Annotated in this window: 26 protein-coding genes and 1 tRNA gene; 19 read left to right on the top strand and 8 right to left on the bottom strand. The window is 37.0% G+C overall.

Annotated features, from left to right (window positions below):
- Positions 1-144: 144 nt before the first annotated feature.
- Complete coding sequence (locus MM239_RS21205; protein ID WP_394801504.1) at positions 145-264, top strand: winged helix-turn-helix domain-containing protein; 120 nt, start codon at positions 145-147, stop codon at positions 262-264.
- A 180-nt stretch (positions 265-444) separates the two neighbouring features.
- Here MM239_RS21205 and map read toward each other — a convergent pair whose 3' ends face one another.
- Both map and rlmN read right to left on the bottom strand, forming a co-directional pair.
- The gene (map, locus tag MM239_RS11200; protein ID WP_241348329.1) at positions 445-1209 is read right to left on the bottom strand and encodes a type I methionyl aminopeptidase; all 765 of its coding nucleotides are present in this window, start codon (positions 1207-1209) and stop codon (positions 445-447) included.
- Positions 1210-1274: 65 nt separating this feature from the next.
- Positions 1275-2339 carry a 23S rRNA (adenine(2503)-C(2))-methyltransferase RlmN gene (rlmN, locus tag MM239_RS11195; protein WP_241348328.1) on the bottom strand — a complete coding sequence of 355 codons (1065 nt, stop codon included), beginning with the start codon at positions 2337-2339 and terminating at the stop codon, positions 1275-1277.
- A gap of 100 nt (positions 2340-2439) precedes the next feature.
- Here rlmN and MM239_RS11190 point away from each other — a divergent pair, with 100 nt between their 5' ends.
- Complete coding sequence (locus MM239_RS11190) at positions 2440-3558, top strand: App1 family protein (protein ID WP_241348327.1); 1119 nt, start codon at positions 2440-2442, stop codon at positions 3556-3558.
- Positions 3559-3628: 70 nt separating this feature from the next.
- On the opposite strand, the gene MM239_RS11185 is transcribed toward MM239_RS11190, so the two are convergent.
- Genes MM239_RS11185 through ubiE form a run of 3 tightly spaced genes read right to left on the bottom strand, consistent with a single transcriptional unit; the run spans position 3629 to position 6153 of the window.
- Complete coding sequence (locus tag MM239_RS11185) at positions 3629-4666, bottom strand: cyanophycinase (RefSeq protein WP_241348326.1); 1038 nt, start codon at positions 4664-4666, stop codon at positions 3629-3631.
- 27 nt (positions 4667-4693) lie between these two features.
- Positions 4694-5482, bottom strand: a complete 789-nt coding sequence (porT, locus tag MM239_RS11180) for a type IX secretion/gliding motility protein PorT/SprT (protein ID WP_241348325.1) — start codon at positions 5480-5482, stop codon at positions 4694-4696.
- Positions 5431-6153, bottom strand: coding sequence for a bifunctional demethylmenaquinone methyltransferase/2-methoxy-6-polyprenyl-1,4-benzoquinol methylase UbiE (gene ubiE, locus MM239_RS11175; RefSeq protein ID WP_241348324.1), 723 nt, complete (start codon positions 6151-6153; stop codon positions 5431-5433). Before ubiE ends, porT begins: the two co-directional genes overlap by 52 nt.
- 183 nt (positions 6154-6336) lie before the next feature.
- Between ubiE and yihA the strand changes: the two genes are divergently transcribed.
- The 3 genes from yihA to MM239_RS11160 all read left to right on the top strand — a co-directional run bounded on the left by yihA (position 6337) and on the right by MM239_RS11160 (position 7941).
- Entirely contained in the window at positions 6337-6945 is a 609-nt protein-coding gene (yihA, locus tag MM239_RS11170; RefSeq protein WP_241348323.1) for a ribosome biogenesis GTP-binding protein YihA/YsxC, read from the top strand.
- Between the two features lie 165 nt (positions 6946-7110).
- Positions 7111-7551 carry a DUF5606 family protein gene (locus tag MM239_RS11165; RefSeq protein ID WP_241348322.1) on the top strand — a complete coding sequence of 147 codons (441 nt, stop codon included), beginning with the start codon at positions 7111-7113 and terminating at the stop codon, positions 7549-7551.
- A gap of 87 nt (positions 7552-7638) precedes the next feature.
- Positions 7639-7941, top strand: a complete 303-nt coding sequence (locus MM239_RS11160; protein ID WP_241348321.1) for a hypothetical protein — start codon at positions 7639-7641, stop codon at positions 7939-7941.
- 2 nt (positions 7942-7943) lie between these two features.
- Here MM239_RS11160 and fbp read toward each other — a convergent pair whose 3' ends face one another.
- A complete protein-coding gene (fbp, locus tag MM239_RS11155) occupies positions 7944-8984 on the bottom strand; it encodes a class 1 fructose-bisphosphatase (protein ID WP_241348320.1) in 1041 nt (346 codons plus the stop codon).
- 57 nt (positions 8985-9041) lie between these two features.
- Here fbp and MM239_RS11150 point away from each other — a divergent pair, with 57 nt between their 5' ends.
- On the top strand, positions 9042-10316 hold the full coding sequence (locus tag MM239_RS11150) for an aspartate kinase (RefSeq protein ID WP_241348319.1): 1275 nt from the start codon (positions 9042-9044) through the stop codon (positions 10314-10316).
- Positions 10317-10354: 38 nt separating this feature from the next.
- On the opposite strand, the gene MM239_RS11145 is transcribed toward MM239_RS11150, so the two are convergent.
- On the bottom strand, positions 10355-10840 hold the full coding sequence (locus tag MM239_RS11145; RefSeq protein ID WP_241348318.1) for a low molecular weight protein-tyrosine-phosphatase: 486 nt from the start codon (positions 10838-10840) through the stop codon (positions 10355-10357).
- Between the two features lie 314 nt (positions 10841-11154).
- On the opposite strand from MM239_RS11145, the gene MM239_RS11140 reads away from it, so the two are divergent.
- The 6 genes from MM239_RS11140 to panB all read left to right on the top strand — a co-directional run bounded on the left by MM239_RS11140 (position 11155) and on the right by panB (position 16065).
- Positions 11155-11580, top strand: a complete 426-nt coding sequence (locus MM239_RS11140) for a Fur family transcriptional regulator (RefSeq protein WP_241348317.1) — start codon at positions 11155-11157, stop codon at positions 11578-11580.
- A 19-nt stretch (positions 11581-11599) separates the two neighbouring features.
- Positions 11600-12229, top strand: coding sequence for a peroxiredoxin (locus MM239_RS11135; RefSeq protein WP_241348316.1), 630 nt, complete (start codon positions 11600-11602; stop codon positions 12227-12229).
- A gap of 132 nt (positions 12230-12361) precedes the next feature.
- On the top strand, positions 12362-13600 hold the full coding sequence (locus MM239_RS11130) for a 3-deoxy-D-manno-octulosonic acid transferase (protein ID WP_241348315.1): 1239 nt from the start codon (positions 12362-12364) through the stop codon (positions 13598-13600).
- A gap of 145 nt (positions 13601-13745) precedes the next feature.
- The gene (gene rsgA / locus MM239_RS11125) at positions 13746-14672 is read left to right on the top strand and encodes a ribosome small subunit-dependent GTPase A (RefSeq protein ID WP_241348314.1); all 927 of its coding nucleotides are present in this window, start codon (positions 13746-13748) and stop codon (positions 14670-14672) included.
- Positions 14673-14733: 61 nt separating this feature from the next.
- A complete protein-coding gene (locus MM239_RS11120; RefSeq protein WP_241348313.1) occupies positions 14734-15237 on the top strand; it encodes a phosphoribosyltransferase family protein in 504 nt (167 codons plus the stop codon).
- Positions 15238-15243: 6 nt separating this feature from the next.
- Positions 15244-16065: a 3-methyl-2-oxobutanoate hydroxymethyltransferase gene (gene panB, locus MM239_RS11115; RefSeq protein ID WP_241348312.1), complete on the top strand. Its 822-nt coding sequence runs from the start codon at positions 15244-15246 to the stop codon at positions 16063-16065.
- Here the strand turns inward: panB and MM239_RS11110 are convergent, their stop codons facing one another.
- Positions 16066-18186, bottom strand: a complete 2121-nt coding sequence (locus MM239_RS11110) for a T9SS type A sorting domain-containing protein (protein WP_241348311.1) — start codon at positions 18184-18186, stop codon at positions 16066-16068.
- A gap of 145 nt (positions 18187-18331) precedes the next feature.
- On the opposite strand from MM239_RS11110, the gene MM239_RS11105 reads away from it, so the two are divergent.
- The 7 genes from MM239_RS11105 to MM239_RS11075 all read left to right on the top strand — a co-directional run bounded on the left by MM239_RS11105 (position 18332) and on the right by MM239_RS11075 (position 24920).
- The gene (locus MM239_RS11105; RefSeq protein ID WP_241348310.1) at positions 18332-19633 is read left to right on the top strand and encodes a UDP-N-acetylmuramoyl-tripeptide--D-alanyl-D-alanine ligase; all 1302 of its coding nucleotides are present in this window, start codon (positions 18332-18334) and stop codon (positions 19631-19633) included.
- 123 nt (positions 19634-19756) lie between these two features.
- The gene (locus MM239_RS11100) at positions 19757-20437 is read left to right on the top strand and encodes a DUF2461 domain-containing protein (protein WP_241348309.1); all 681 of its coding nucleotides are present in this window, start codon (positions 19757-19759) and stop codon (positions 20435-20437) included.
- A gap of 244 nt (positions 20438-20681) precedes the next feature.
- A tRNA-Met gene (locus MM239_RS11095) sits at positions 20682-20754 on the top strand.
- 184 nt (positions 20755-20938) lie between these two features.
- On the top strand, positions 20939-22186 hold the full coding sequence (locus MM239_RS11090) for a tyrosine-type recombinase/integrase (protein ID WP_241348308.1): 1248 nt from the start codon (positions 20939-20941) through the stop codon (positions 22184-22186).
- 1 nt (position 22187) lies between these two features.
- On the top strand, positions 22188-22871 hold the full coding sequence (locus MM239_RS11085) for a hypothetical protein (protein WP_241348307.1): 684 nt from the start codon (positions 22188-22190) through the stop codon (positions 22869-22871).
- 79 nt (positions 22872-22950) lie between these two features.
- Positions 22951-23250, top strand: a complete 300-nt coding sequence (locus tag MM239_RS11080) for a hypothetical protein (protein WP_241348306.1) — start codon at positions 22951-22953, stop codon at positions 23248-23250.
- Positions 23251-23579: 329 nt separating this feature from the next.
- Positions 23580-24920, top strand: a complete 1341-nt coding sequence (locus MM239_RS11075; RefSeq protein WP_241348305.1) for a DUF3987 domain-containing protein — start codon at positions 23580-23582, stop codon at positions 24918-24920.
- Positions 24921-25079: the final 159 nt, after the last annotated feature.

Below are 25079 nucleotides of genomic sequence, written 5' to 3'. Positions count from 1 at the left end.
GAATATTTATAATTTCACAAATATGCCTTGTCTTCCCTAAAACAACATCTTTTGGGAAGACCAGTATTAAAAGTTAAAGGCTATTCACTTGAGGAGATCAAAGCAAATTTTAGGATTGAATTTAAAAAAGCCCAGATTTAAAATATCGTTAAAAAATTAGGTTTTAGCTATCAGAAAGCAAATGGTTTTTATCCTGAAGCAGACCCCAAAGCCCAAGAAGAGTATAAGGAGACTTTAAAAAAATCTTCTAGAGAGTCCAATTGATACGGTGTTAATGCTTGAAGTTGAATTTTCACTGTCTAATACAGCTAACATCGGCAAATTGAGCAAAGTTGGCAGCTAGCCAAAATTTATGGCTAAACAGCGAAAGCGAGAAAGAAAAACGGTAATGGGCAGTGTAGACATTGATGAAGGAAGAATAACAGTCACTTTTCTCGATAAAGGCTATTGCCAAATCTCATTTTTCTCAGTGAGGATGATAGGCTTGGAATCAGTGATTACAATGGTGTGCTCGTGTTGCGCCATGTACCCCCCTTTGTTACCTATCATCGTCCATCCATCATTTGTAGTTACTGCTAGGGTAGATTGGGTAGCTATAAAAGTTTCTATTGCCACAACGGCATTTTTCCTAAACCTTCTTTGATCGTATTTATTTCTATAATTGAGTAACTCATCAGGTTGCTCATGCAGACTTTTTCCTATACCATGACCTCCCAAATTCCGGATGACTTTGTAGCCATATTTTTTAGCTTCAGTTTCCATCAGGTGACCAATGTCAGAAATTCTAACACCTCCTTTGATATGATCCAAAGCTTGTTTTAAGATGTCTTTAGAAGCATCTATGAGAGGCTGATGCTTGAATTTATCAACACCGAGTACAAATGAAGCACCATTGTCTGACCAATAGCCTTTAAGTTCTGCGGATACATCAATATTGATCAACTCTCCCTCTTTCAAGATTTTTTTTGAAGATGGCAATCCGTGGCAAAATTCATTATTTATACTAATACATGTCCATCCAGGGAAATTATAAGTCTGCTGTGGTGCCGACTTAGCCCCAAAATCTCTCAAAATGTTGCCCCCAAAGTCATCTAGCTCTTTTGTAGACATCCCAGGCTTGGCATATTGCTTCATTTCTTTGAGTGTGTAAGCAACTACATCACTTACCTTTTGCATGGCAATGAGTTCAGATTCAGTGTTTATAGACATGGATATTTTTTTTGATTGTCATCAGTGTTTTTAGTCAGTTAAAAAAACCCCTTAAAAACTAATTTCTATTCTCCTAATTCTCCAACTTCATTTTTATTGGCCAGTTGTCCACAGGCAGCATCGATATCCTGACCTCTTGATTTTCTGACTTTGGCTATGATGCCTTGACCTTCAAGTATCCTGATATACATGTCCACAGCCTCTTGGGAAGCTTGTCTAAACTCCCCTTCATCTATGGGATTATACTGTATGATATTGACTTTTGAAGGAATGACCTTACAGAATTTTGCCAAAGCCTTAGCATGAGTTTCATCATCATTGATACCATCCCAAATGACATATTCATAGGTCACTTTACGTTTGGTCTTCTGATACCAATAGCGTAGTGAATCAGCTAAGTCTTCCAATGGGTTTACATCATTGATAGGCATCAATAAACTTCTGGTTTCATTGATAGCAGAATGGAGGGAAATCGCTAAGTTGAATTTCACCTCATCATCAGCCATTTTCTTGATCATCTTTGGAATACCCACTGTGGAGAGGGTGATTCTTCTTGGAGCCATGCCCAAGCCTGTAGGAGAAGTGATTTTATCTATTGCCGAGATGACATTGTTATAGTTCAGCAAGGGTTCTCCCATTCCCATGAAAACAATATTGGTCAGAGGTCTATTAAAGTAGGTTTCAGCTTCATCTTTGATGGCCACCACTTGATCATATATTTCATCAGGGTTTAAGTTTCTCATCCTTTTCAATCTCGCAGTAGCGCAAAAGTTACAATCTAAACTACAGCCAACCTGAGATGACACACAGGCTGTTATTCTTTTTGATGTAGGTATCAAGACAGACTCTACAATCTTACTATCATATAATTTGACTGCATTTTTGATCGTACCATCTGAAGAATGTTGCATCAAATCAACCATGATATGGTTAATTGAAAAGTGCTGCTTAAGCATCTCTCTGGTCTCTTTGGAAATATTGCTCATATCATCAAAGTTTTTCAAAGACTTATTCCAAAGCCAGTCATAGACCTGTTTTGCACGGAATTTCTTATCTCCCTGAGTGATAAAAAAATCTTCCAATTCTTCCAATGATAATTTTCTTATGTCCTTTTTCGCAACATTTTCCATGCTACAAAGGTAAACATTTTCATAGACCTTTGAGTATTCATCTATAACTCACCTTATCTCATTTGTATTTTTTACCTTTAAAAAAAAATAAATCCGACTTATGGTCAAGAAAAGAACCTTACGAATCCTATACAGACTCAAATTAATTTTTTCCAAAGCTAAGCTATGGTTTGGTATCAAAACAGGAATGGTAAAGACTATCATGATCATGCCTTACAAAGGCTTTGGAAGCGGGAAGCAGGTTTATATCATTGGACGGGTACTGAAAGATCGAGGTATCGGGCTGTCTGAAATAGGTGATAGCAGGTGGAGGAATTTTAGCAAAATGTACAAAAGGTTCATGTCTTGGGAAATCCCTAAAGTAGCTGTAAAAGCTTCTTTTGAGAATGTAACTTTAACACAGTACACAGACGAAGAAGGCTACTTTGAATTCCATTTTGAGTTTGAAAATGAGCTGTCATATAATAAACCTTGGCAAACGGTCGATATCGAGTTAATTAGTCAAGTGGTTCCCAATCAGAAAAAGGTCAGTAGCAAGGCATCGGTTATTGTACCGACTCATGAAGTAGAATACGGTATCATATCAGACATCGATGATACCATTGTACCTACTGGAGCTACGAAGGTTTGGCAGATGATCAAAACAACATTTTTTGGAAATGCTCACAGTAGATTGCCATTCCCTGGAGTAGCTTCATTTTACAAAGCACTTGAAAGAGGTACTGACGGTAAGGAAAACAACCCCATGTTTTATGTATCTAGTAGTCCTTGGAACTTGTATGATTTCTTATCAGAATGGATGGAAGTACACTTTGTACCAAGAGGTCCATTGATGCTGAGAGACGTTGGATTGTCTAGGGAGTATTTCATAGCTGGCAGTCACCACACCCACAAATTGTATCAAGTAGAAAAAATTCTATCCACTATTCCTTCTATACCTTTTGTATTGATAGGTGACTCTGGGCAACAAGATGCAGAAATCTACCTACAAATCGTCAAAGATTTTCCTGGAAGAGTGAAAGTCGTCTATATTCGTCATATCGATGAAGGGGACGAAAAGAAAATGTATGACATCAAAGCACAAATGCAGCTTTTAGGTGTCGAAATGTTGCTGATAAAAGATACTTTAGAAGCTGCAAATGATGCCTTGCAAAAAGGATGGATTCAGGAAAAAGACATAAGGGATGTTTTGATGGAAAAAGGTACTGCAACGCAATGAAAAGAGGGAGGTATTTTTAAGAAGACATGCCGCCAAAGACAGTTAGGATCAAACAATTCACAAAGCAAGATTAAAATGATCTAGTCTGAAACTCACCGTTGGTTACAAACCAATATTGTGACCAAGGAAGCTCCCAATTTATCAGACTGTTTGTAGAAAAGTTAGGGTTTTGGTTAGATTCGAATACTTTGACTGCTGAGTTATCGCTATCCCATGTTAGTGGTGTACTAGGTTTGCAGATTTCTGGTCCTAGATCATTGCTTTTTAAAAAGTAAACCTTATGATCTCCTACAACTTGCCAATTTCCTGAATCATCAATCAATAAAGCTGTACGTTCATCAACGCCTATAGCGGTAGCTGAAGTCTCAAAACGATCAAATATGTTAGCCATAAACGAAAGTAGTCTTCCTTCTCTATTTCTTTGTGAGAAATGCTGATCTGTTATTGTTGCTTTTAGTAAGGGATGATTGATTAATGTTGACTTTCTTACTGTTAATCGTTGATCAAATGGATCTAAAAGGGCCTCAGTGCTTATAATACTTCCTTGCTCACCAGTATATACAAACTCACCCATGATGGCACAACCTGCACTTGTTCCACCAATTGGGATTCTCTTTTCGTGGATGAGGTATTGTAGGGCTTCTTCTACTTTAGTTCCTTCCCAAAGTCTCAGGTAATTAGATTGATCTCCTCCAGCTATAAAAACTGCTTCTGCGTTTTTTAAGGTTTTAATCACCCTCTCATCATTAGCACCCTCTCTAGAATTTATTCTTAAGGTTTCTACAGAGTTGGTATTTGAAAGCCCAAAAATGTATTCGTTGTATGCAGCTGCTCCTGTCACACGAATGACTACAATATCTCCATGCCCGGCTTTTTCAATCATCCAACGGAAGGCTTGATCCACATCTGTACTTCCACCCATCAAAACTACTCCAGACTCTGTAGAAGTTTTGATGTCTTCTGCATTTCCTACTCTTCCAAGCGAATATGGATTGCTATCTTGCAAGGGAGGAATGGGTGCAGCAATTTCATCTTTACTACTACAAGAAAACAATAACCCAACCATTGCGAATAGTAGTAGGTTCATAACCTTTGATAAAATACTCATTTCAAAGAAAGTTTAAGCCACTAGCATTTACTGGAAATTTAAGTACAACGTAATGCTTTTTCTTCTCAAAGACTCAATGGCTGAACTGTAAGCTGGATCAGTGGCTTCTGCTCTGTACATGTTCAGCAAGCCGTGCGAAAACCTCACTTCAGGAGAAAATTTGAAAAACTTGAAATACATGTCAAAACCAATTCCCAGGTCTACTGTGAAGTCTCGGCCTAATGTCCCGATATCCTCTATATCGGCCTCTTCTTGATCTTTGGTTCTGAACATAAATGAACCTCCAGCGGTAAAAAACATCCTGGAATTATTAAACCTCTGTGCTTTGTACTTGAAAAGCACTGGAATCTCTACCATGGTAGATTCATTGATTACAGTACTTGTCGTATATAGCTCTGAGTCATCAATAGCATCGGGGCTTGGATCAGCTACAAAAGTGTTGATATCTGTTCTGAATTCGTAGAATCCTACTTTTGGGGTAATCAGAAAGTTGACTTGGTCATGGAGTCTGAACACAACCAAGAAGCCAAGAGAAAACCCAGGTGAATAATAAGGAGTGATGCTTTGAATCTGACGTCCATTTGATTGGAATAATTGCTCGGCAAAGCTCTCAGAATACTTCAATCGCCAGTAGTTGGTATGTCCACCAAGAAAGAAGCCATAGGACACAAATTTATCATCTTGACCAGCTTTGCTAATCTCATTATACCTAGCCTGACCAAAGGCAAAACTGCTACTTAGCAAAAACAAAAATGATAGGGAAATTATTTTTCTCCTATATAAATTGAGCTGATTCCAAATGTCAATGGTTTGCATTTTGTGTTTTTAAAGCCAACTTTTTCTAAAACTTTAAGAAAATCATTTCCATCAGGAAATGCCTGAACGGATTCAGGCAAATAGGTATAGGCCGAATTATCCTTAGAAACAAGTTTTCCAATTTGAGGCAAAATATATTTAAAATAAAAATTATATCCTTGCTTCATCGGGAACTTCTTAGGTTTCGAGAATTCTACAATTACTGTCTTAGCACCTGGCTTCAAAACCCTATACATATCTGCTAGACCTTTTTCGAGATTTTCAAAGTTCCTAACTCCAAATGAAACGATGACAGCATCGAACTTATTATCCTCAAACAAAAGCTTCTCTGAATCTCCCATCTGCATATCAATAAGATGATCCAGTTTTCGCTTTTTCATCTTCTTTTTACCCTCTTCCAGCATACCAGCAGAGATGTCCACACCTATCACTTTGTCAGGATTAAGGGCCAATGCTTCAATCGCAAAATCTCCAGTGCCTGTAGCTATGTCCAAAATTAGCTTTGGCTGATCATCTTTCAGCATTTTGATTGCCTTCTTTCTCCAAGTGATATCTATCCCCAAGCTTAAGAAGTGATTTAGGAAGTCATACTTCTTGCTGATATTGTTGAACATCTCTGCAACTTGCTCCTTCTTGCCTGACTCTTTTTCTTTGTATGGTACTACTGACATGTATGCTGTATCTATTGAGTTTGCAATATTACTAAGTAAACATGAGCAATGGAAAAATGTTGAACAATAATACCATTTCTGGCTAATGTAAACTTTGAAATAGTAGCCAGTTTAGCCCAAGAATCCAACCTGACAACAAATTTATGGTGAGAAAACTTTACCTTTGTCAAAAAAATAATAGTTATGATCAAAAAAGCTACTTTCTTAATCAGTAATACAGACCATACCAAGTGTCCGACTCCTGACAAGCCAGAATTTGCTTTCATCGGAAGGTCAAATGTAGGCAAGAGCTCATTGATCAATATGCTTGCAAACAATAAGAACCTTGCTAAAACATCTGGGAGGCCTGGTAAAACACAGCTTATTAACCATTTTTTGGTGGATGAAAGGTGGTATATGGTCGATCTTCCAGGTTACGGTTTTGCCAAAGTCAGTAAATCAATTAAAGCCGATTGGGAAGGGATGATACAGTCGTACCTGAACAACAGAGAAAACCTAGTTGCTTTGTGTGTCCTTATAGATAGTCGCCTAGAGCCTCAAAAGATTGATTTGGAGTTTATCACCTGGTGTGGCGAGAATGGTATTCCTATCGTGCTGGTATTCACAAAGGCAGATAAGCAATCTTGGCCAAAGACCCAATCTACAATTGCCAAATTTATCAAAGCGTCCAAAGCTATTTTTGAGGAAGCCCCATTGTATTTCGTAACATCTGCCGAAAATGGGAAAGGTAAAGAAGAATTGACTGGGTTTATTGAAGAGCAAGTTGAAGATTTTTATCAGGAAAGATCATAAGTCTTGGGCTTTTGATTCGAAACTTTATATTTGCAACCTCAATTAAAAAAAGAACAGTAAAATCGAGCATGTCGATAGTGTCAACAGTACCGACAACACCACAGAGGTGAAAGATTCATGTTACGCAAAAATCTCAACCTCGTGTAAAAGTTAAATTAAGATCATATGAAATTCAACGAAATAGCAACAGTATCTGGAAAACCAGGACTTTATAAAATCCTCAAACCAACGAGAAGCGGTGTAATTTTGGAATCCATGGATGAGAAAAAAGGCAAACTAGTCGTAGGTGCCAATCAACGAGTGTCAGTACTCAGCGAGATTTCTATGTATACCATGACTGAGGAAGGAGCATCACCACTTGAAGAGATTCTTATCAAAATAGAATCAGAGTTCAAAGGTGATTTGGGTCTTGATAGTGGTGCTGATGCAGACGAACTCAAAGCGTTTTTGAAACATATTCTCCCAGACTATGATGAAGACAAAGTATATCCATCGGATATCAAGAAGCTAGTCAGCTGGTACAAAATCATAAGGAAATATGCTCCAGAAGTACTAGAAGAAGGAAATGAAGAAGCTAGTGAATCAGAAGAGAAGCAAGAAGGTTAATAAAAAACTCGCAGCATTACACTGCGAGTTTTTTATTATTTAAGCTACTTTGAAGCATTAAAAGCCCCATCAGTTGAAATTTGATTTATGAATGATTCTTTAATCACGGATACCTCCAGACTAATCGAAAAGGACTTTGACTTAGCATTAAAAGAAGGGGTCGACACTGAGTCTGATCTTTTGGAATGGTTGAAACCACATGTTCAGCTACTTTTGAACAGAGATTTTGAGCGATTGTTGCAGATTTGCTATCGAATTGACCTAGGGGAAAATCTTCTGAAAAAGATTCTTCATGAATCTCAGCCAGAGCAAATGGTTGTAGACTTAAGTCTCGCGATCATTCGAAGGCAAAAACTCAAAATCGAAATCAGAAGAAAGTATTCCAGCTGAGATCACTGGTTCTCATGTATGATTGATTTTTTAGAAATGAATTCCAATGCTTCATTTACCATTACCTTCGATCCAATGTAAAGTGGAGTTCTCTGGTGTAATGAAGTCGGCTGAATATCCAAAATTCGCTGAACACCATCATTTGCTTCAGCACCAGCTTGCTCTGCGATGTAAGCCAAAGCGTTTGCTTCATAGAGAAGTCTAAGTTTTCCCGATGGATTTTTTTTTGTTTCTGGGTAAATGTATATCCCACCTTTGAGTAAGTTTCGGTGAAAATCAGCCACTAGACTGCCAATGTATCTAGCACTATAATTTTTCGATTTGCAGTGGGCAATGTATTTGGCTAAACCTTCGCTGAAACTATTTGATATTCCTTCATTGATACTGTATATATTCCCGCTGCTAGGAGCTTTCATATCAGGATGTGACAGGAAAAATTCACCAAGCGATTGTTCATATGTAAACCCATTGACTCCACATCCAGTGGTGTATACCAACATGGTAGATGAACCATATAGCACATATCCAGCTGCAACTTGCTGTCTACCAGGCTGCATGATGTCATCAAGTTGTATCGGGCTACCTACAGGCGTGACTCTTCTGTAGATCGAAAAAATCGTACCGATAGAGATATTTACGTCTATGTTTGATGAGCCGTCGAGAGGGTCTATGGCCACCACATATTTGCCAGAATTGTTTTGAAGATCTATTACCTCATCATCTTCTTCTGAAACGATGGCGCATACTTCTCCGCCTTTGGTCAATGCTCTGGTAAATCGAATGTTGGCGATGACATCAAGCTTCTGCTGCTCCTCACCTTGCACGTTGGTTTGACCAAATGCCCCTCCAATGTTTGCTAGACCTGCCCGATTGGTCTCTCGATTCACTATCTTTGCTGCAAGTGCAATGTCTCTAAGCAGTTGAGACAATTCACCAGAGGCAAATGGAAAATCATCTTGTTTCTTCTTGATAAACCTGTCTAACGTTACTCCTACTGAGTAGGCGAGAGAGTTGTCATTTGGAATGTAGGGTTTTATTTTCATGTCTTGGAAAAGTACAAGTTTTGTTAAATGATTCCTTGAAATTACAAATAAATTCTGATGTCAAAAGCAATTGTTTTCAAATTTGGTGGTGCATCTGTGAAAGATGCTGATTCTATCAAAAACCTTTTCAACATTTTGTTCAAACGATTGCGAAATCCTATGGTTTTGGTGGTTTCAGCTATTGGAAAGACTACAAATGCTCTTGAAGAGATTCTTAAGTCAAAATATAGGAATGAATCATATTCTTTAAAATGTTCAATTTTAAGGACCCAACATCTTACCATCTGTGAGTCTCTTTTCCCTAATGACCATACGATTTTTCAAAGTCTTGAAAGGTTGTTTGACGGCATGGACGATTTTTTGAAAACCGAACTCACCCCAGGTAATTATGATGAATATTATGATCAGGTGATTGTTTATGGAGAATTGGCTTCTTCCTTGATTTTGCAGGCTTACATTGAATACCGGCAGGTTTCTTCTATTTGGTTAGATGCTCGAGAAGTTATCAAAACTAATTCAGAATTCAGATTTGCTAAAGTTTCTTGGGACCTTACGCAAGAAAAAGTAAATGAAAAGTTGTTGATGATATTAAAGGATAAACTTGTTGTAACGCAAGGTTTTATAGGGAGTGATGATCATGGGAGAAGCACAACCTTGGGAAGAGAAGGTTCGGACTTCAGTGCTGCAATACTCGCTTCATGTCTAGACGCTGAATCTGTAACCATATGGAAAGATGTAGACGGTGTGTTGAACGCAGATCCAAAAAAATTCAAGCATACACAGAAATTTGAAGAGCTAGATTATCATGAAGCTGCCGAATTGACCTATTATGGAGCCTCTGTGATTCATCCAAAAACAATCAAGCCTTTGGCAAATAAAAATATCCCCCTATATGTCAAGTCATTTGTTAAACCGGAGACTTCAGGTACCAAAATCCATAAAGTCGATCAGGTTAATATTGTTCCTTGTATAGTGATGAAAGAGAATCAAATATTGGTGTCATTCAAGGTTACGGACTTCACATTTATCAATGAATCTCATATACATATCGTGTATTCCAAAATCGAGTTCTTAAAGCTCAAAGTCAATCTTTTGCAAGTGTCAGGCATAAGTATATCCATTGTGATTGATGATGATATGTTCAAATTAGAAGAACTTTTGGAAAGCCTGAAAGATCAATTTCAAATTAAGTATAACAAAAATCTTTACTTGATCACAGTCAAGAATCCAAGTGAGAAGATCATCAAACGAATGGTTCGGGATAAAAAAGTACTATTGGAGCAAACCACCAGAAACAGCTTTCAAGTTGTCTATATGACTGATTTTGCCTAAGGTTACGCTTGGTAAATACTGCTGCCTTTTTTCAGAGATCAGGCATGTGTCTGATGTTCTTGTTTTAGAAACTCTAAAAAATGATCGATTGAATCATCTAGAATTTCATAAACTTCCTCAAATGCTTGCATTCCTCCGTAATATGGGTCTGGAACTTCGATGGAGTCAGAAACTGACTGAAACTCTCGTATCAAATGTAGCTGGTTATGATTTAGACCATTTCTATTGATTAGCTTTTCTATGTTGACTTTATTGGACTTGTCCATGGCTAAAATATAGTTGAATTCTCGAATGTCTACCCTATTTATTTGTCTCCCTCTATGATTGATTTCTATCCCTTTTTGCCTTGCACACTTGATAGTTCTTTCATCTGGTAGTTCCCCTATATGATAATCAGAGGTGCCGCAGCTGTCACTTTTAAAAATTCGTGTTAGGTCTTGGGATTTGACTTTATGCTCAAAAATAGCTTCAGCCAAAGGTGACCTACAAATATTACCAAGACATACAAATAGAACTTTTACCATCGATTCTTTAGAGTTTTTTAGCTGAAAATTAAGCAAGCTACAAGTTAGTGAAATTTTAAATATCATCTTGTAACATTGCTGTCAAAATTACCATTACACAAAAATTAATCACAAAATATAATTTTGATATTGTTGCCTTACAACCGAACACATATGACACATGAGTTCAAAAACCATGAATTTTAACCTTCGCTATTGGTGTTTTTCGAAACTAACCAAATAATATATTGAGATTTTTTTGTTGAAAGTTCAATAATTAGTATCTTTGCATAATAATTCGCAAACAATAATGATTATTAATTACAAATATTTCAATGAACCTTGAATTAGTCAAAGAAAAGATCACCAATTGTGGGCTAAAGTTCACACATCAGCGCATGGTGATATTCTTGGCTTTAATTCAGTCCGAATCGCACCCTTCAGCGGAGCAGGTCCATGAGGAGATCAAAATAAGTAATCCATCCATATCACTTGCTACAGTGTATAAAACACTTGATAGCTTTGTTCAAGCAGGAATATTACGAAAAACAATTGACCAAAATGGAGTCATGAGATTTGACTCCAAGCTTGATGCTCACAGTCATCTTTACTGCAAAACCTCCCATGAGATCAGGGATTATAAAAATGAAAAATTTGAAAAATTGCTGCAGGACTTCATTGAAGCAAATGATTTTGAAGGATATGAAATTGATGAAATCAATGTCGTTTTCAAAGGTCACAAAAAGGAAAAAAACTATTAACTAATAAAAACACAAAAACATGTCATTAGTAGGAAAAAAAGCACCAATATTCAGTACAGCAGCTGTAATCAATGGAGAAGAAATCGTTGAAAACTTTTCTTTGGAGCAGTATATTGGTAACAAAGAGGTAGTATTCTTCTTCTATCCAAAAGACTTTACATTCGTATGCCCGACTGAGATCTTGGCTTTCCAAGAGAAATTGGCTGAGTTCGAAAAAAGAGGTGTAGCGGTAGTAGGAGCATCTACAGATACTGAAGAGACTCACCTTGCATGGTTGGGTACTCCAAAGGCTCAAGGTGGAATCGAAGGTGTTACTTATCCATTGGTAGCAGACACAGCTAAGACAATCGCTCATAACTATGGCGTACTTGCTGGTGAGTGGAACTATAATGAAGAAGGAGAGTTGAAATTCGAAGGTGCCCCAGTAGCATTCAGAGGTACTTTCTTGATTGACAAAAACGGTGTAGTAAGACAAGAGACTATCAACGACCTTCCACTTGGAAGAAATATTGATGAAATGATCAGGTTGGTAGATGCGCTTCAGCACGTTGAGAAATTTGGAGAAGTTTGTCCTGCAAACTGGGAAGAAGGTAAAGAAGCAATGACTGCAACGAAAGAAGGAGTTTCTGCTTATTTGAGCAAAAACTAAATTATTTTAACAAATATTGAAATAAGCCTCGATTGAATCCAATCGAGGCTTTTTCATTTAAAAATAATTTCATTTCTTGCTTAAAGTTTCACCTAGATACCTGAACCAAACCTAAAAACTGATTTTTACGCCATGAAAATTCTCTATAATTTTTCCATGTTTCTGTTTTCTATAATTGTCTCTTTGTTACAAAATAGTAGGCCAAAAATCAAGCAGTTTGTACAGGGAAGAAAAACAGTTTTGGAGCAAATTCAAGCATTCAAGGCTCAATTTCAAGAGGATTTGGCATGGTTTCACGTGGCTTCACTTGGTGAATATGAACAATCTAGGCCTGTAATTCTTCAACTAAAAAAGGAAAAACCAACTTTGAAAATTGTAGTATCTTTTTTTAGTCCTTCAGGTTATGAGCATGTAAAGCGCAAAAATAAGGGTGAAGTAGACTTACTTTTATACCTACCGATAGATACACCAAAGAATGCTCGGAAATTTCTTATCAACCTGAAACCAAAATATGCCTTTTTTGTAAAGTATGACTTATGGGCAAACTATATTTTTGAGGCTAAAAAGCAGAGAATTCCCCTATACTTGTTTTCAGCAGCAATGAGAGAAGATCAAGTTTACTTTCAGGTATTTGGGGGGTTTTTTAGAAGGATTTTAAGGTCCTTTGATCATATCTTTACGCAGAATGAAAGAAGTATAGACCTTCTTCATCAAATCAATATTGCCGAATGCACACATACAGGTGATACGAGGTTTGATAGAGTGACTCAAATAAGCTCATCTCCAAAAAGATATCCAGATATTGAATTGTTTTGTGAAGGAAAGAAAATAATTGTTTTGGGATCAGTCTGGGAAGAAGATTTGTCTATTTGGATTCCTTGGATCAACAACTCACAAGGATATAAATTCATCATTGCCCCTCATGATATCGACCAAGCAAAAATTGACATATGGGCTAATCAAATAACTTTAGTTTCTGATAAGCTCTCTTCTCAATCTCCTATTCTCAAAAATATCGATGTGTTGTTTATTGATAATATTGGGATGCTTTCTTCACTTTATCAATATGCACAAATAGCATATGTCGGTGGGGCTTTTGGAAAGGGACTGCATAATATTCTAGAGCCTTTGGCATATGGGATTCCAGTTTTATTTGGCGAGCTACGTAAGCCAAACAAATTCCCAGAGGCCAAAATCAGTATAGACTATGGTGCTAGTGGGTCTGTTAAGGATATTGAAGAACTTAATACTACAATGACTGCCCTAGAAGATCCTGATTTGTATGAAAAAACTTGTAAGGCTGCATCATTGTTAGTCAAAGAGAATCTTGGCAGTGCTAAGAAAATTATAGAGAAAGTTCTCAGCAAATAATCAAGAGTAACCAAGCTGATATAGAATTGCACTTTAAAGGCAAAGGTGAAGTAACTCTACGTGAAGGATATCTTAAAAAATGTATCGATCTTTGAATTCTATTAGGCTGAGCAAGAACTCACATGTGAGAAGTTAAATTAAAGAAATGAAAGGTAGAGTGATCAAATCAACAGGTAGTTGGTATCTTGTGGAGACGACCGAGGGTTTAGTCAAGTCAAGGCTGCGTGGCAAATTCAAGCAAGAAAATCTTAAGTTAACCAACCCCATAGCTGTTGGAGATTTTGTGGAGGTTTGTAAAGAAGCAGATCAGCCCACTTGGACTATTGATGAAATTCTACCTAGAGAAAACTACATTATCCGAAAATCAACACGAAAAACTCATTTTTCCCATATCATTGCTTCTAATATTGACCAGGCCTTTCTGATTGTTACCATTAGGAACCCTCGAACTTCACTTGGGTTTATTGATAGGTTTTTAGTCAGTTCAGAAAGCTTCAGGATCCCCACCACTATCATTGTAAATAAAATGGACATGGTAGTCAAGGAAAAAGATCTGGATTATCTACAGGATATACATGAGATTTATGAGCCATTAGGCTACCCAGTTCTTGAGACTGTAGCGATCGATGATCATGGCTTGGTAGAGATTTTTAGCCCATTACTTAAAGGAAAAACGACCCTACTCTCAGGGCATAGTGGCGTAGGAAAGTCAACGCTGCTCAACAAGCTCATTCCAAAAGCTTCGCAAGCCACTCAGGAAATATCCAAATTCAGTGCGAAGGGCGTTCACACAACGACTTTTGCAGAGATGTTTATGCTGGAAGAAAATGGCGGATATTTAATAGATACGCCAGGAATCAAGGAGTTTGGTATTTTGGACATAGATGAGTTCGAGCTTTCACATTACTTTCCTGAAATGAGACAATATCTTGGCCAATGCAAGTACAATAACTGCAAGCATCTCAATGAGCCAGGCTGTGTGGTTTTAGAGAAGTTAGAAGAAGGATACATTCATCCTTATCGATATGATTCTTATGTAAACATCCTTCATGAAGAAGATGCACACAGGTAGTTTTTGATGTTAACTTCAATTAGCGTAATTTTCCATTTCGAAACTAGAATAAGCAATTCAAATGTCTGAAAATAGAAGCCAAGTTCTCGACCATAGACAAGTGAAGCAAAAAATCACTAGAATGGCGTATGAAATCTATGAACGCAATGCCTCAGAAGAGGAGGTTGTATTTGCTGGTATTGCTGGAATGGGCTATACTTTAGCCAAGTTACTGGCAGACAACCTTCAACAAATCTCCCCTATCAACCCCTTAGTAGTGGAGATCAGGCTTGACAAAAGTAGTTTGATTCAAGGAGAAGTAAGCTTGTCAACCGATGTAGCGCCAGCAAACAAGTGTATCATCTTAGTAGATGATGTACTCAATACTGGTAAGACGTTGGCATATTCATTAAAACCATTTCTGGAAATTACTATGAAAAAAATGGAGATAGCAGTGCTCGTAAATCGAAGTCACAAGTTGTTCCCTGTTTCTCCAGATTATACTGGACTAGAGCTATCTACCACGCTAAACGAGCATATTGCCGTCGACCTCACCCAAGAACCATATACTGTATATTTACATTAATCTCCCATGTCTGTCCATCCATCTTCAAATATCAAAAGAATCACCACACATATCTTGCAAGAGATGAAAAACCGTGGAGAAAAGATTTCTATGCTCACCGCTTATGATTTTTCTATGGCAGGAATCATAGATTCAGCTGGAATAGATATCATACTCGTTGGAGATTCTGCTTCAAATGTAATGGCAGGCCATGAAACGACACTCCCTATTACGCTTGACCAAATGATCTATCACGCCAGTTCGGTAGTCAGGGGTGTAAAAAGAGCATTTGTAGTGGTCGATATTCCGTTTGGGTCTTATCAAGGAAATAGTTCAGAAGCACTGAGATCTGCAATCAGAATCATGAAAGAATCTGGGGCTCACGCTGTCAAAGTTGAAGGTGGTGCAGAGATCAAGGAGTCAGTTGCACGTATACTCAGTGCAGGAGTACCTGTGATGGGGCATCTTGGGCTGACACCTCAGTCTATTTACAAGTTTGGGACTTATACCGTAAGGGCCAAAGAGGAAGAAGAGGCGAACAAGCTTATTGAAGATGCAAAAATCCTCGAAGAGTCAGGTTGCTTTGCTATAGTACTCGAAAAAATACCTGCCAAACTAGCCAAGAAAGTTGCTGAAACGGTCAGCATACCAGTGATAGGCATTGGAGCTGGTGGTGATGTAGACGGACAAGTGCTAGTGGTACACGACATGTTGGGTATTACGCAGGAGTTTAAGCCTCGTTTTTTGAGACAGTATGCTGACCTTAGATCAGCAATAACACAGGCAGTGGAAGAATATGTCAAAGATGTAAAGGCGAAGGATTTTCCCAATGAAAGTGAGAGTTATTGATTACGGTCTGACGATTACTTTTTTGCTAATCTCCATACCATCTTCTGATCTTAACTTTATAATATATAATCCTGGCGAGAGATGGGTTGCCTGAAGTTCGACCTCTCTATTTGCAGGAACCTCAATATGATCGATTAATATTTGTCCAAAACTATTGATCAAGCTAGCTTCTGCTAGCTTGTTGACTAGTAATTTGATTGGCCCATTTGTAGGGTTAGGGAAGACTCGTGCTACAAATGTCCCATTAGAGGGTGTTTCAGCTGAATCAGCTGATTTTAGATATTGTATCCCACCTGCTGTGTTGCCAATTATGAGGCTGTTGGAACCTCCAAATGGATCAGATACGGTGGACAACCAAGAGTTCCTTCCTAGTCGAAATGGCCTGGACTCTTCACCGATTTTTACCAATACCTCCTCCCTGTTTTCATTATTCATAAAATCAGCAATCCAAAAAATTTGGCCTCGCTGATCAGAGGCGTATAAGCTTGGCCTCTGGCCAGCTACTACATGCACAGATAGGTTTCTGGCAGATGGATTATCTTGAAAACCTAAAAAGCTGGTTTCCAAAAGAGTAAAATAAGGTTGGTTGCTTTCAAATGTTGCTTGATATAAAAGCAACTCCCCAGTCTGCCTAGCCATCAGCATATAGTCCTGATTTTGATAAGTGAAAAACTCAAAATGATCCAAAGGTCTAGGTGTTGCTCCCGGAATATTGATTTCTGACAAGTCAGTAAAATTAGTTGATGTAGTGAAAAATAGTTTTTTGACCAATGAAAAGCTTACTGTATCCGTTCCTGCCAGCCAATGTGTATCTTGGCCACTGCTTGCTCTATGAGATAAAACTTGCAAATCTGTCAGGTCAAGGCTTGACATGTTCAAATAGTCCATTTCTTCCATTCTCCAGACATCATCACTTACTTGGAAGCGAATCAATTGTCCAACGACAGTCCTTCCTATCAAAGTATTTGCGCTTAATAGTAGTGTTCCACTTAGACGATTTCCTCTAAAGAAAGGTCGAGTATTTTCACCTAGGTCTAACATGTCTTGTTGTAGAAAAGGGCTTGTAACTCCCCCTTCAAGAGGAATTGAGAAAAAATTATTGCTATAATCTGATCTAAATGGTCCTGCTATGGAAGAAGAATTGGTGCTTATCAGCAGTTGATTTTTCCAAATTTGAGCAGTATGAAATATGGGGAAAGAGGGAAGCTCTCCAACATCAGGTAACGAGGTGGAAAATTCGTCAAAGACTGGTTCAGCATTCGTACCTTTGTTAGGCAGGTAGTATAAGGTGCTGCATTCGTCCTGTCCCATAACTAAGTCCATCACGCCATCACCATTAAAGTCAGCGTATAACACAGCGTGTCCTCCAGCATGTTCTATTCTATTGTTTTCTTCAGGTGCAATCCTACCCATAGGAAGTCCTGCACATGTCACTCCAAAGCTGAATTGACCGCAATCACAAAACTCAAATCCACCCCATCTCACTTCAGGGAATGCAAACCCATCGATATCAGGTGTGCCTTTACGCTCCATAGACGTGTTTTTGTAAAATTCTAGAAAATCACCAGAAGCAAAGTTGAAAGTCGCTATATCTAAATCCCCATCCCCATCAACATCCATAATCAGAGGGATGTCTAAGTTATTGGCTTGGAGATTAGAGTTATTATCTAGTCTCAGGAAGTTTTGGGCAAGCTCCCAGCTGGGGAAGGAAGCTCCTGATGAGCTTACATTTTTATAAGCTCTTATTCCAAAAGGGCTGCTTGTAAACAAATCCTTTTTGCCATCCCCATCATAGTCAGCCAATATCAAGAAACCACTTACATCAGATGGGAAATAATAAGACATCTCTGGAAGATGGATGAAGCCATCACTCCCCTGAGTGAAAACCATGATCTGTCGTGAGTTTATGTCCCAAATAACTAATTCTTCTCCCCCATTTCCATTCAAATCCATCGTTTGTACTTGAGCTGCATTGAGCCCTCCCGCTAGCCCAAGGGGCAAGCGCCTTTCGTTTGTTTCTATAGATATGGATTGATCGAATTCAAAAGCTACTTGACCATGCACACCAATTGAAGCAAAAAACAAGATTAGTAAAAAGAACTGTTTAAGTAAACTTTTCAAAGGTTTGGTGTTAGAATTCATGATCAAAATAAAGCAGGTAAGTCAAGTGAAGTCCAATTATTGAAAATCATTTTTCCAAATTAACGACGTATTCTTGAAATTGATGTCACGAATGCCGTAATTTTAGCCTTCAATCAAAGAAATTATGACAAGTATCGCTACGCTTTACCAACATTTTCTCCGATCTACTGGAGTCAGCACAGACACTAGAAAAATAGGAAATGGGAATATCTTTTTTGCCCTTAAGGGACCTAATTTTAATGCCAATGAGTTTGCACCTAGCGCTTTGGAAATAGGAGCCTCTTTTGTGGTAGTAGATGAAGCAGCACATGTTCCAGCAGGAAATGATAAGTACTTGCTGGTAGAAGATGCACTCACAGCTCTTCAACAATTAGCTAATTATCACCGTAGGCAGCTTAACATCCCCATTATCGGCCTTACGGGAAGTAATGGTAAGACCACCTCAAAAGAACTTCTTCATGCTGTGCTTGCTCAAAAATTCAAGACCTCTGCCACTTTGGGTAATTTGAACAATCATATAGGAGTGCCCTTGACTTTGCTTGCTATTGGTAAAGATATTGAAATCGCAATTGTAGAAATGGGCGCAAATAAGCCAGGAGATATCAAAGAGCTTTGTGATATTGCAGAACCAACACATGGATTTATTACCAATATTGGAAGAGCTCACTTGGAAGGTATGGGGGGACCTGAAGGCGTTCTTAAAACCAAAACTGAGCTTTTTCAGCATTTGAGAGAGCATAAAGGCACAGTGTTTATTAACTCACAAGATCCTATTCTTGCTAATATGGCAAAGAGATTTGAGTATCCCGTTCTTTATCCTGCCAAAGGAGATTATTGCGAAGTCTCATTTGTAGACGCCAATCCTTTCGTCAGGTTCAAGGTAGAAGGGAAAGACAACGAGCACCTAAGTTCCATGATAGGGAAGTATAATTTTGGGAACATAGCCACAGCAATTACTGTGGGGAAATATTTCGGTGTACCTGTCGAAGATGCAGTCGAAGCTATTGTCTCTTACAAACCAGAAAATATGCGCTCGCAATTGATCGAAAAGCGTAGTAATTTAATCATTTTGGATGCATACAATGCAAACCCATCCAGCATGGAAGTGGCCATTAGAACATTTGGAGAGATGACTGGTAAAAAGTATAAAATGGTAATTTTGGGTGACATGTACGAGCTTGGGGAAAGTACCGTGTCAGAACATATGAAGCTAGGTGAGTTGGTTGCGCAATATAATTTTGATAAAATTTGCTTTACTGGTGAATTCACACAAGCTTCTTTGTCAAAAGCGCCCATGAAAAGCTTGTACTTTCCAGATCCATTTTCGTTCAGAAATTGGCTTCAAGACTCAAAGCTAGAGGACTACCTCATATTGATCAAAGGGAGTCGAGGTATGAAGCTAGAAGGTTTGGTGGATTTTATTTGATAAATGAAAATGCACTTGCTTACCCTTGTTAAATATAGGATCCTATATTTTTAATCTACATACGAGATAACAAAGGAGCTAATAATTGATTATTCTAATAAATCCTGAAAAACAACAAAGAACATGGGAAAACAGTATCTTGAATTTCTAAAAGACCTAGCGGAAAACAATTCCAAAGAATGGATGGATGAAAATAGGGATCGTTATCTATTGGTGAAGGATAGATTTTTGAGAGAAGTTGGTGAAATGCTTGAAGAAATCAAAGTTTGGGAGCCTGGGATGTTAAATCTAAAGGCTAAGGATTGTGTTTTTAGGCAAAATAGGGATGTTAGATTTTCTCAGAACAAAGCACCATATAAGACAAATCTGGCGGCTTACTTTGCTGTGGGCGGAAAGAAATCCGAAGGTCCTGGGTACTATGTACACATCCAACCAGGGAGTAGTTTTATCGCTGGAGGAATATGGATGCCACCAGCTGATGTTTTGAAAAAAATCCGCCAAGAAATCGATTATTCAGGTGATCAGCTTCTTGCTATTTTAGAAAATCCTAATTTCAAAAATTGGTTTACTGGAATCGAAGGAGATCAACTAAAAACAAGCCCTAGAGATTATGAGATAGATCATCCTCATATTGAGCTTTTACGTTTCAAAAGTTTCATAGTATCTACCCCTCTCTCTGATCAAGAGATCAAATCAGGTAAATTTAAAGAAAAGGCATTATCAGCTTTTAAAATCATGAAGCCATTTCATGATTTTTTGCATCAAGCCATTGAAGATGTGGATAGTGGAGATGGCATATTGTGAGAACTAAAGTTTCAAAGATCATTTGATCTTAAGAAATCAGAAATATTTTAAGCAGATCATTGGATTTAACAAAAAATACCTCTACTTTTGTATCACGATATCGGCAAAAGGCTGGTTTTAAAGAAGAAATATTAGAATCAATTTTATATTTCAGGATAGGTTCGCCACAACGGACACAGAAAATGTTCTGAACTTCGGAACTCATGTCCACAAAAAAATTGATTTAAAAATAATAAAAATATATCGCGGGATGGAGCAGTTGGTAGCTCGTCGGGCTCATAACCCGAAGGTCACAGGTTCGAGTCCTGTTCCCGCTACTTGGTAACTTCGGACAATGTTAAAATTGTTCGGAGTTTTTTCATTTACAGCCATTTAGACTATTTTTGGATTTATTAGAATTTAACAAATTCGAAGAAATTTGTCCCCCTTTTTGTCCCCTCTATTTCTAATCATTTTTTTAATATGCTTTGAAGAATATCTTTTTTTTAGTTATTTCATAAAATGCACGATTTCAAGATAAAAGCTGTCATCAATCCTAAAGGAAAGAAATCCACCGAAGGTGAGAGTATCTACATCTGCATCAATAAAAAAATAAGAAAATATATTAACCTAAACCTTGAGAAAATCCCAAAGCAAGCTTGGAATGGAAAACCTTTAAAATGGGTCAATAATAAATACTCTTATTCGGAATCACATAATCTAGTAATTAATAGAGCTATTCACAACCTTAAAGAAATAATACAAGATCACTTAAGAAGAGATGAAGTATTGACTGCCGAAAAACTCAAAAAATTCTATGAAGTAAAACATCAAGGTAAAAAAATAAGAGGGATAAGTGGCTTGATGGCTCCAGGAGCAAGTGATACAATTGTTTCGTACATTACCTACTTTTTGAATTCTGAGAGATCTATCAAACTAGCACCAAATACCCGCAAAGTATACATAACACTAAAGAAATTAATCGATAGGTTTCGAAGCCACGCTGTAATGTCCGAAATCAATGAAGAGTTTATAAGGAGCTTTGTTGACTTCCTTAGAGATGAAAATAAAGTAGAAGTAACTGTAGCTAAATATGTTGATCGTTTAAAAGTTATCTACAAAGAATATTGTGACCAATACGGAGTAATTTATAAAAAAAGATATTTTGATATTTTAGATGTTCAGTCTAATCAGGGACCCAAAAAGATAATATACCTTGATGATAAGCAATACGATCAGCTGATTAAATTAAATTTTTCAGAAGAAGAAAAGAGACTTGAGATCACTAGAGATATTTTTATTCTATTGTGTAATACTTCGCTTTACTACAATGACTTGATTAGGTTACAACCACAATCTGCGTTTGACCAAAACCTCATCAATGAAAACCCTGATCACTTTGTGCTTCAGGGGGAGAGAAAAAAGAATGGAGAAGGATTCTGGATTCCTTTGAATAAAGTAGCTAAAGAGATTCTTTTCAAGTATTATTGTTCTGATTGCAGTAATATTTTCCCCGCAAGTATCGCTATTTCCGAACAAAAATTTAACCAAGCGTTAAAGGTGCTGGCAAATAGAATTAACTTTGATGATAAATTATCTATCATAGTTGGACGTAAGACTTTCGGAACCAAGGTAGATAAACTGGGCATGGATGAAAAAGATATCCAAATGATGTATGGACACTCACCTGGTTCAATATTAAAAAAGCACTATACAGAAAGGCGAACAGTGGAAACCTACTTGAGGATACTTTCTTTTATTGACAAATAATATGAAGAAAAAAAGCAAACTGACTATCCAGTTTATTTATGGAAAAGATTTGGAAAAAATAGGAAAATCTGTTGATGGCTTTCCTTTATATGTTAGGGTTATATATAGAAGAATTGTTACTGTATTTATTTCTAGAGTAGGCTTATGGTATTCTTTAGAAAATACAGGGAATGTTGATTCAATAAGACTTTTTAAAGATAAAAGAGATGAGTTAGTGTTAAAAGAAACTAAGTTTATAAATCAGTTACGAGATTATTTTGAAGACTATTTAAATATTTCTTTTGACCCTAGGGTTTTAGTGAGATCGGGAATAGATAACTTATGTTTCAATAATGTTTTATCCTACCTAGATAAAATGATTATTACTCACTATGTCGAGGGAGTGCTTTTAAAAAAATCATCAGACTCGATTAAGCTTTTGGAAAAAGCAGGACCATTATTAGTTATGTCCTTTTTAAGAAATGTTAATGTAGAACTATTGGAAGAAATTCTTAGAATCAGGAACAATAGAGAAACATTTGAATATTATAAAATAATTAAATACTTGGGCTTAGAGGATTTAAATATTTTAGAGTTCAGACTTTTAGAAACTAAATCAGGAAAAGAGTTTAAAAAATTAAAAGAATGGTTTGACCCAACTTTTGATGAAGAGGTCTTGAAACTAGTTTCAGATTACTCAAAATAAAAAATTTTAAGAAAATGTTTAAACGTGTATAAACATTAAGAAAAATGTTTACATTTGTTTAAACAAAATCTATTTAATCATGACACAAGAAAATTTCATTCTATTATCACCAAATTCAATTAAGTGGCTTGAAGAAAAATTCCAAGCACTAGAAGAAAAAATCTCAAATCAAAAATCATCTCCAAAGTCTGCAAAGAACGATTGGATTCCACTTAAGGATTTCATGGAAGAAATTGGTGTGAAATCACATTACTCTGTTAGCAAACTAGAAAGTGTGGCTGAAGCTAGAGGAATAGAATTCAAATCAGAATTTCGTGGGAAAAGAAGATACATCCACCGATCAGAAATTGAGAAGTACTTTCAAGGTGTATATGAATAAAAAAATAAAGGAGTAGGCGGCCACCTTCTCCTTTAAAGAATACTCATGACAAAAGTATTCAAAATGTCTAATAAATATTTCACACACACTTATGCGACACAGCGTAAAGTTGCCAAAAATTCACGAAATCTCCAAGAATATGACGATTCTATTCTGGGAAAGCACAGCTAAAATAGCTGACGTAGACACTTGGGAAATATTTTTTTAGGCGATCCTTTCTCTTGCTAAGGTTTATTATCTGAATACAGACCTAGCCCTTATTCACTTTAATTAATAACAACTCCCATGAAAATCATGGGCTGGAAAATTATTGCCAAAAAAAAAATAACATGAAAACTAATTTAATACTCACACCAGACTTACGATCAGCTCTATCAAATAAAGAAAATCCGAGTAAATTCCCAATAGATATTTTCCCACAAGAACTTCAAAATATTATCTCAGAAATCGCCAAGGGGAAGGGAATTCATCTGGATCATTTATCTGGCTCAATACTGTTCGCTTTTAGCTATGCAATTGGAAACTCGTCCTCAACTTCGGTTTTACCAAATAGTTCAGCCCTAAAGCCAATTCAATTCTTATGCATGATTGGAAATCCAGGGGCTAATAAAAGCGCAGCTTTAAAATTCGCTATGAAGTACTTTGTTGAAAATGATAAAAAAGAATATAACAAATATAAAATAGAAAAACAGGCATTTGAGAATAGCTTAAAAGATAGCAACGATGATGAAGATAAAAAAAGACCTCCTATTAGGAAGCAATCTATTCTTAAAGATGCAACAATAGAAGCTGTTTCTGAAGCATTAGGTAATAATCCCCATGGAATAGCTATTGTAAGAGACGAACTAGCCGGATTTTTTCGCGATCTAAACAGATACAGAGCGGGAAGTGATTTAGAATATATTCTTGAGATGTGGAGTCAAGATCCACTCATAATTAATAGAATTAACCGTGAAGCAGAGCCAATCGTTGATCCTTTTTCCATGATTGGAGGAACTACTCAACCGAAAATTCTTCTAAAGCTATTAGCCATTTTTCTAACTAATGGTTCAGGTCTATTTGATAGATTTCTCTTTATATGGCCAAAAATAACAGAAAGAGCACTTTATCAGGAAATTGATTTAAAAAGTAGCATAAACACCTACAATGAAAAAATCAAGAAAGTGTTTAACAATTCTCAGGTCAGAGGAAAAGAAAAATATTTTCCTTTTTCCCCTGAAGCAAAAAAATTAGCTATTGAGTGGCTGAACGTGTATAATAAATACTTAGTAGATCAAGCTGATGATGAAGTTTCGTCATTATATTCAAAATTCGATATTCATTTTCAAAGATTTTGCCTTACGCTTCATTTAATTGACTGGTCATTTAGTACCCAGAAAGAAATTAGTTCGATATCTATGGATACTACCATTCGAGCAATTAGACTGACGGAATACTTTAGGGGGCAATCTGAATTGGTTCTCGACTTTTTAACCAATACTGACCCAATTTCAACCCTAAAGCCATACCAAGCTGAACTTTACAAGAAACTACCGAAAATTTTTAAAACTGCTGAGGGTAAAGCAATCGCTGAAAAATTGGGGATAGCTGAAAGGACTTATTTCTATTTTCTTTCGAATAACCCAAAACTATTCGTCTCAAAAAGACCTGGCATTTATGAAAAACTCTAATACTTCTTGCAAACCTTGCAATTCTTGCACAAACCCCGAAATCAGCCTGTTAAGGCTGATTTCGGGTGAATTTTACTGCAAGCCTTCTGCAAAGAGTGCAGAAATGAAATTCTTATTTCATTGATGAGTAAAAGGGTAAAAACCACAAAAATTTTGCGA

Origin of the sequence: Belliella filtrata (genome assembly GCF_022549775.1) — a bacterium.
Classification (GTDB): domain Bacteria; phylum Bacteroidota; class Bacteroidia; order Cytophagales; family Cyclobacteriaceae; genus Belliella; species Belliella filtrata.
Note: the sequence above shows the minus strand (reverse complement) of the source record. Positions and strands in the feature narration are given on the sequence as shown.

Excerpts from the sequence above, each read along its gene's own strand:
- MM239_RS11130 (WP_241348315.1), top strand. The coding sequence starts at position 12,362 with ATGAAAATTCTCTATAATTTTTCCATGTTTCTGTTTTCTATAATTGTC.
- MM239_RS11090 (WP_241348308.1), top strand. The coding sequence starts at position 20,939 with ATGCACGATTTCAAGATAAAAGCTGTCATCAATCCTAAAGGAAAGAAA.
- yihA (WP_241348323.1), top strand. The coding sequence starts at position 6,337 with ATGATCAAAAAAGCTACTTTCTTAATCAGTAATACAGACCATACCAAG.
- porT (WP_241348325.1), bottom strand. The coding sequence starts at position 5,482 with ATGCAAACCATTGACATTTGGAATCAGCTCAATTTATATAGGAGAAAA.
- MM239_RS11100 (WP_241348309.1), top strand. The coding sequence starts at position 19,757 with ATGGGAAAACAGTATCTTGAATTTCTAAAAGACCTAGCGGAAAACAAT.
- MM239_RS11185 (WP_241348326.1), bottom strand. The coding sequence starts at position 4,666 with ATGAGTATTTTATCAAAGGTTATGAACCTACTACTATTCGCAATGGTT.
- MM239_RS11120 (WP_241348313.1), top strand. The coding sequence starts at position 14,734 with ATGTCTGAAAATAGAAGCCAAGTTCTCGACCATAGACAAGTGAAGCAA.
- MM239_RS11085 (WP_241348307.1), top strand. The coding sequence starts at position 22,188 with ATGAAGAAAAAAAGCAAACTGACTATCCAGTTTATTTATGGAAAAGAT.
- MM239_RS11145 (WP_241348318.1), bottom strand. The coding sequence starts at position 10,840 with ATGGTAAAAGTTCTATTTGTATGTCTTGGTAATATTTGTAGGTCACCT.
- fbp (WP_241348320.1), bottom strand. The coding sequence starts at position 8,984 with ATGAAAATAAAACCCTACATTCCAAATGACAACTCTCTCGCCTACTCA.
- MM239_RS11080 (WP_241348306.1), top strand. The coding sequence starts at position 22,951 with ATGACACAAGAAAATTTCATTCTATTATCACCAAATTCAATTAAGTGG.
- rlmN (WP_241348328.1), bottom strand. The coding sequence starts at position 2,339 with ATGGAAAATGTTGCGAAAAAGGACATAAGAAAATTATCATTGGAAGAA.
- MM239_RS11105 (WP_241348310.1), top strand. The coding sequence starts at position 18,332 with ATGACAAGTATCGCTACGCTTTACCAACATTTTCTCCGATCTACTGGA.
- map (WP_241348329.1), bottom strand. The coding sequence starts at position 1,209 with ATGTCTATAAACACTGAATCTGAACTCATTGCCATGCAAAAGGTAAGT.
- panB (WP_241348312.1), top strand. The coding sequence starts at position 15,244 with ATGTCTGTCCATCCATCTTCAAATATCAAAAGAATCACCACACATATC.
- MM239_RS11135 (WP_241348316.1), top strand. The coding sequence starts at position 11,600 with ATGTCATTAGTAGGAAAAAAAGCACCAATATTCAGTACAGCAGCTGTA.
- MM239_RS11150 (WP_241348319.1), top strand. The coding sequence starts at position 9,042 with ATGTCAAAAGCAATTGTTTTCAAATTTGGTGGTGCATCTGTGAAAGAT.
- MM239_RS11140 (WP_241348317.1), top strand. The coding sequence starts at position 11,155 with ATGAACCTTGAATTAGTCAAAGAAAAGATCACCAATTGTGGGCTAAAG.
- MM239_RS11160 (WP_241348321.1), top strand. The coding sequence starts at position 7,639 with ATGAATGATTCTTTAATCACGGATACCTCCAGACTAATCGAAAAGGAC.
- ubiE (WP_241348324.1), bottom strand. The coding sequence starts at position 6,153 with ATGTCAGTAGTACCATACAAAGAAAAAGAGTCAGGCAAGAAGGAGCAA.
- MM239_RS11165 (WP_241348322.1), top strand. The coding sequence starts at position 7,111 with ATGAAATTCAACGAAATAGCAACAGTATCTGGAAAACCAGGACTTTAT.
- rsgA (WP_241348314.1), top strand. The coding sequence starts at position 13,746 with ATGAAAGGTAGAGTGATCAAATCAACAGGTAGTTGGTATCTTGTGGAG.
- MM239_RS11190 (WP_241348327.1), top strand. The coding sequence starts at position 2,440 with ATGGTCAAGAAAAGAACCTTACGAATCCTATACAGACTCAAATTAATT.
- MM239_RS11075 (WP_241348305.1), top strand. The coding sequence starts at position 23,580 with ATGAAAACTAATTTAATACTCACACCAGACTTACGATCAGCTCTATCA.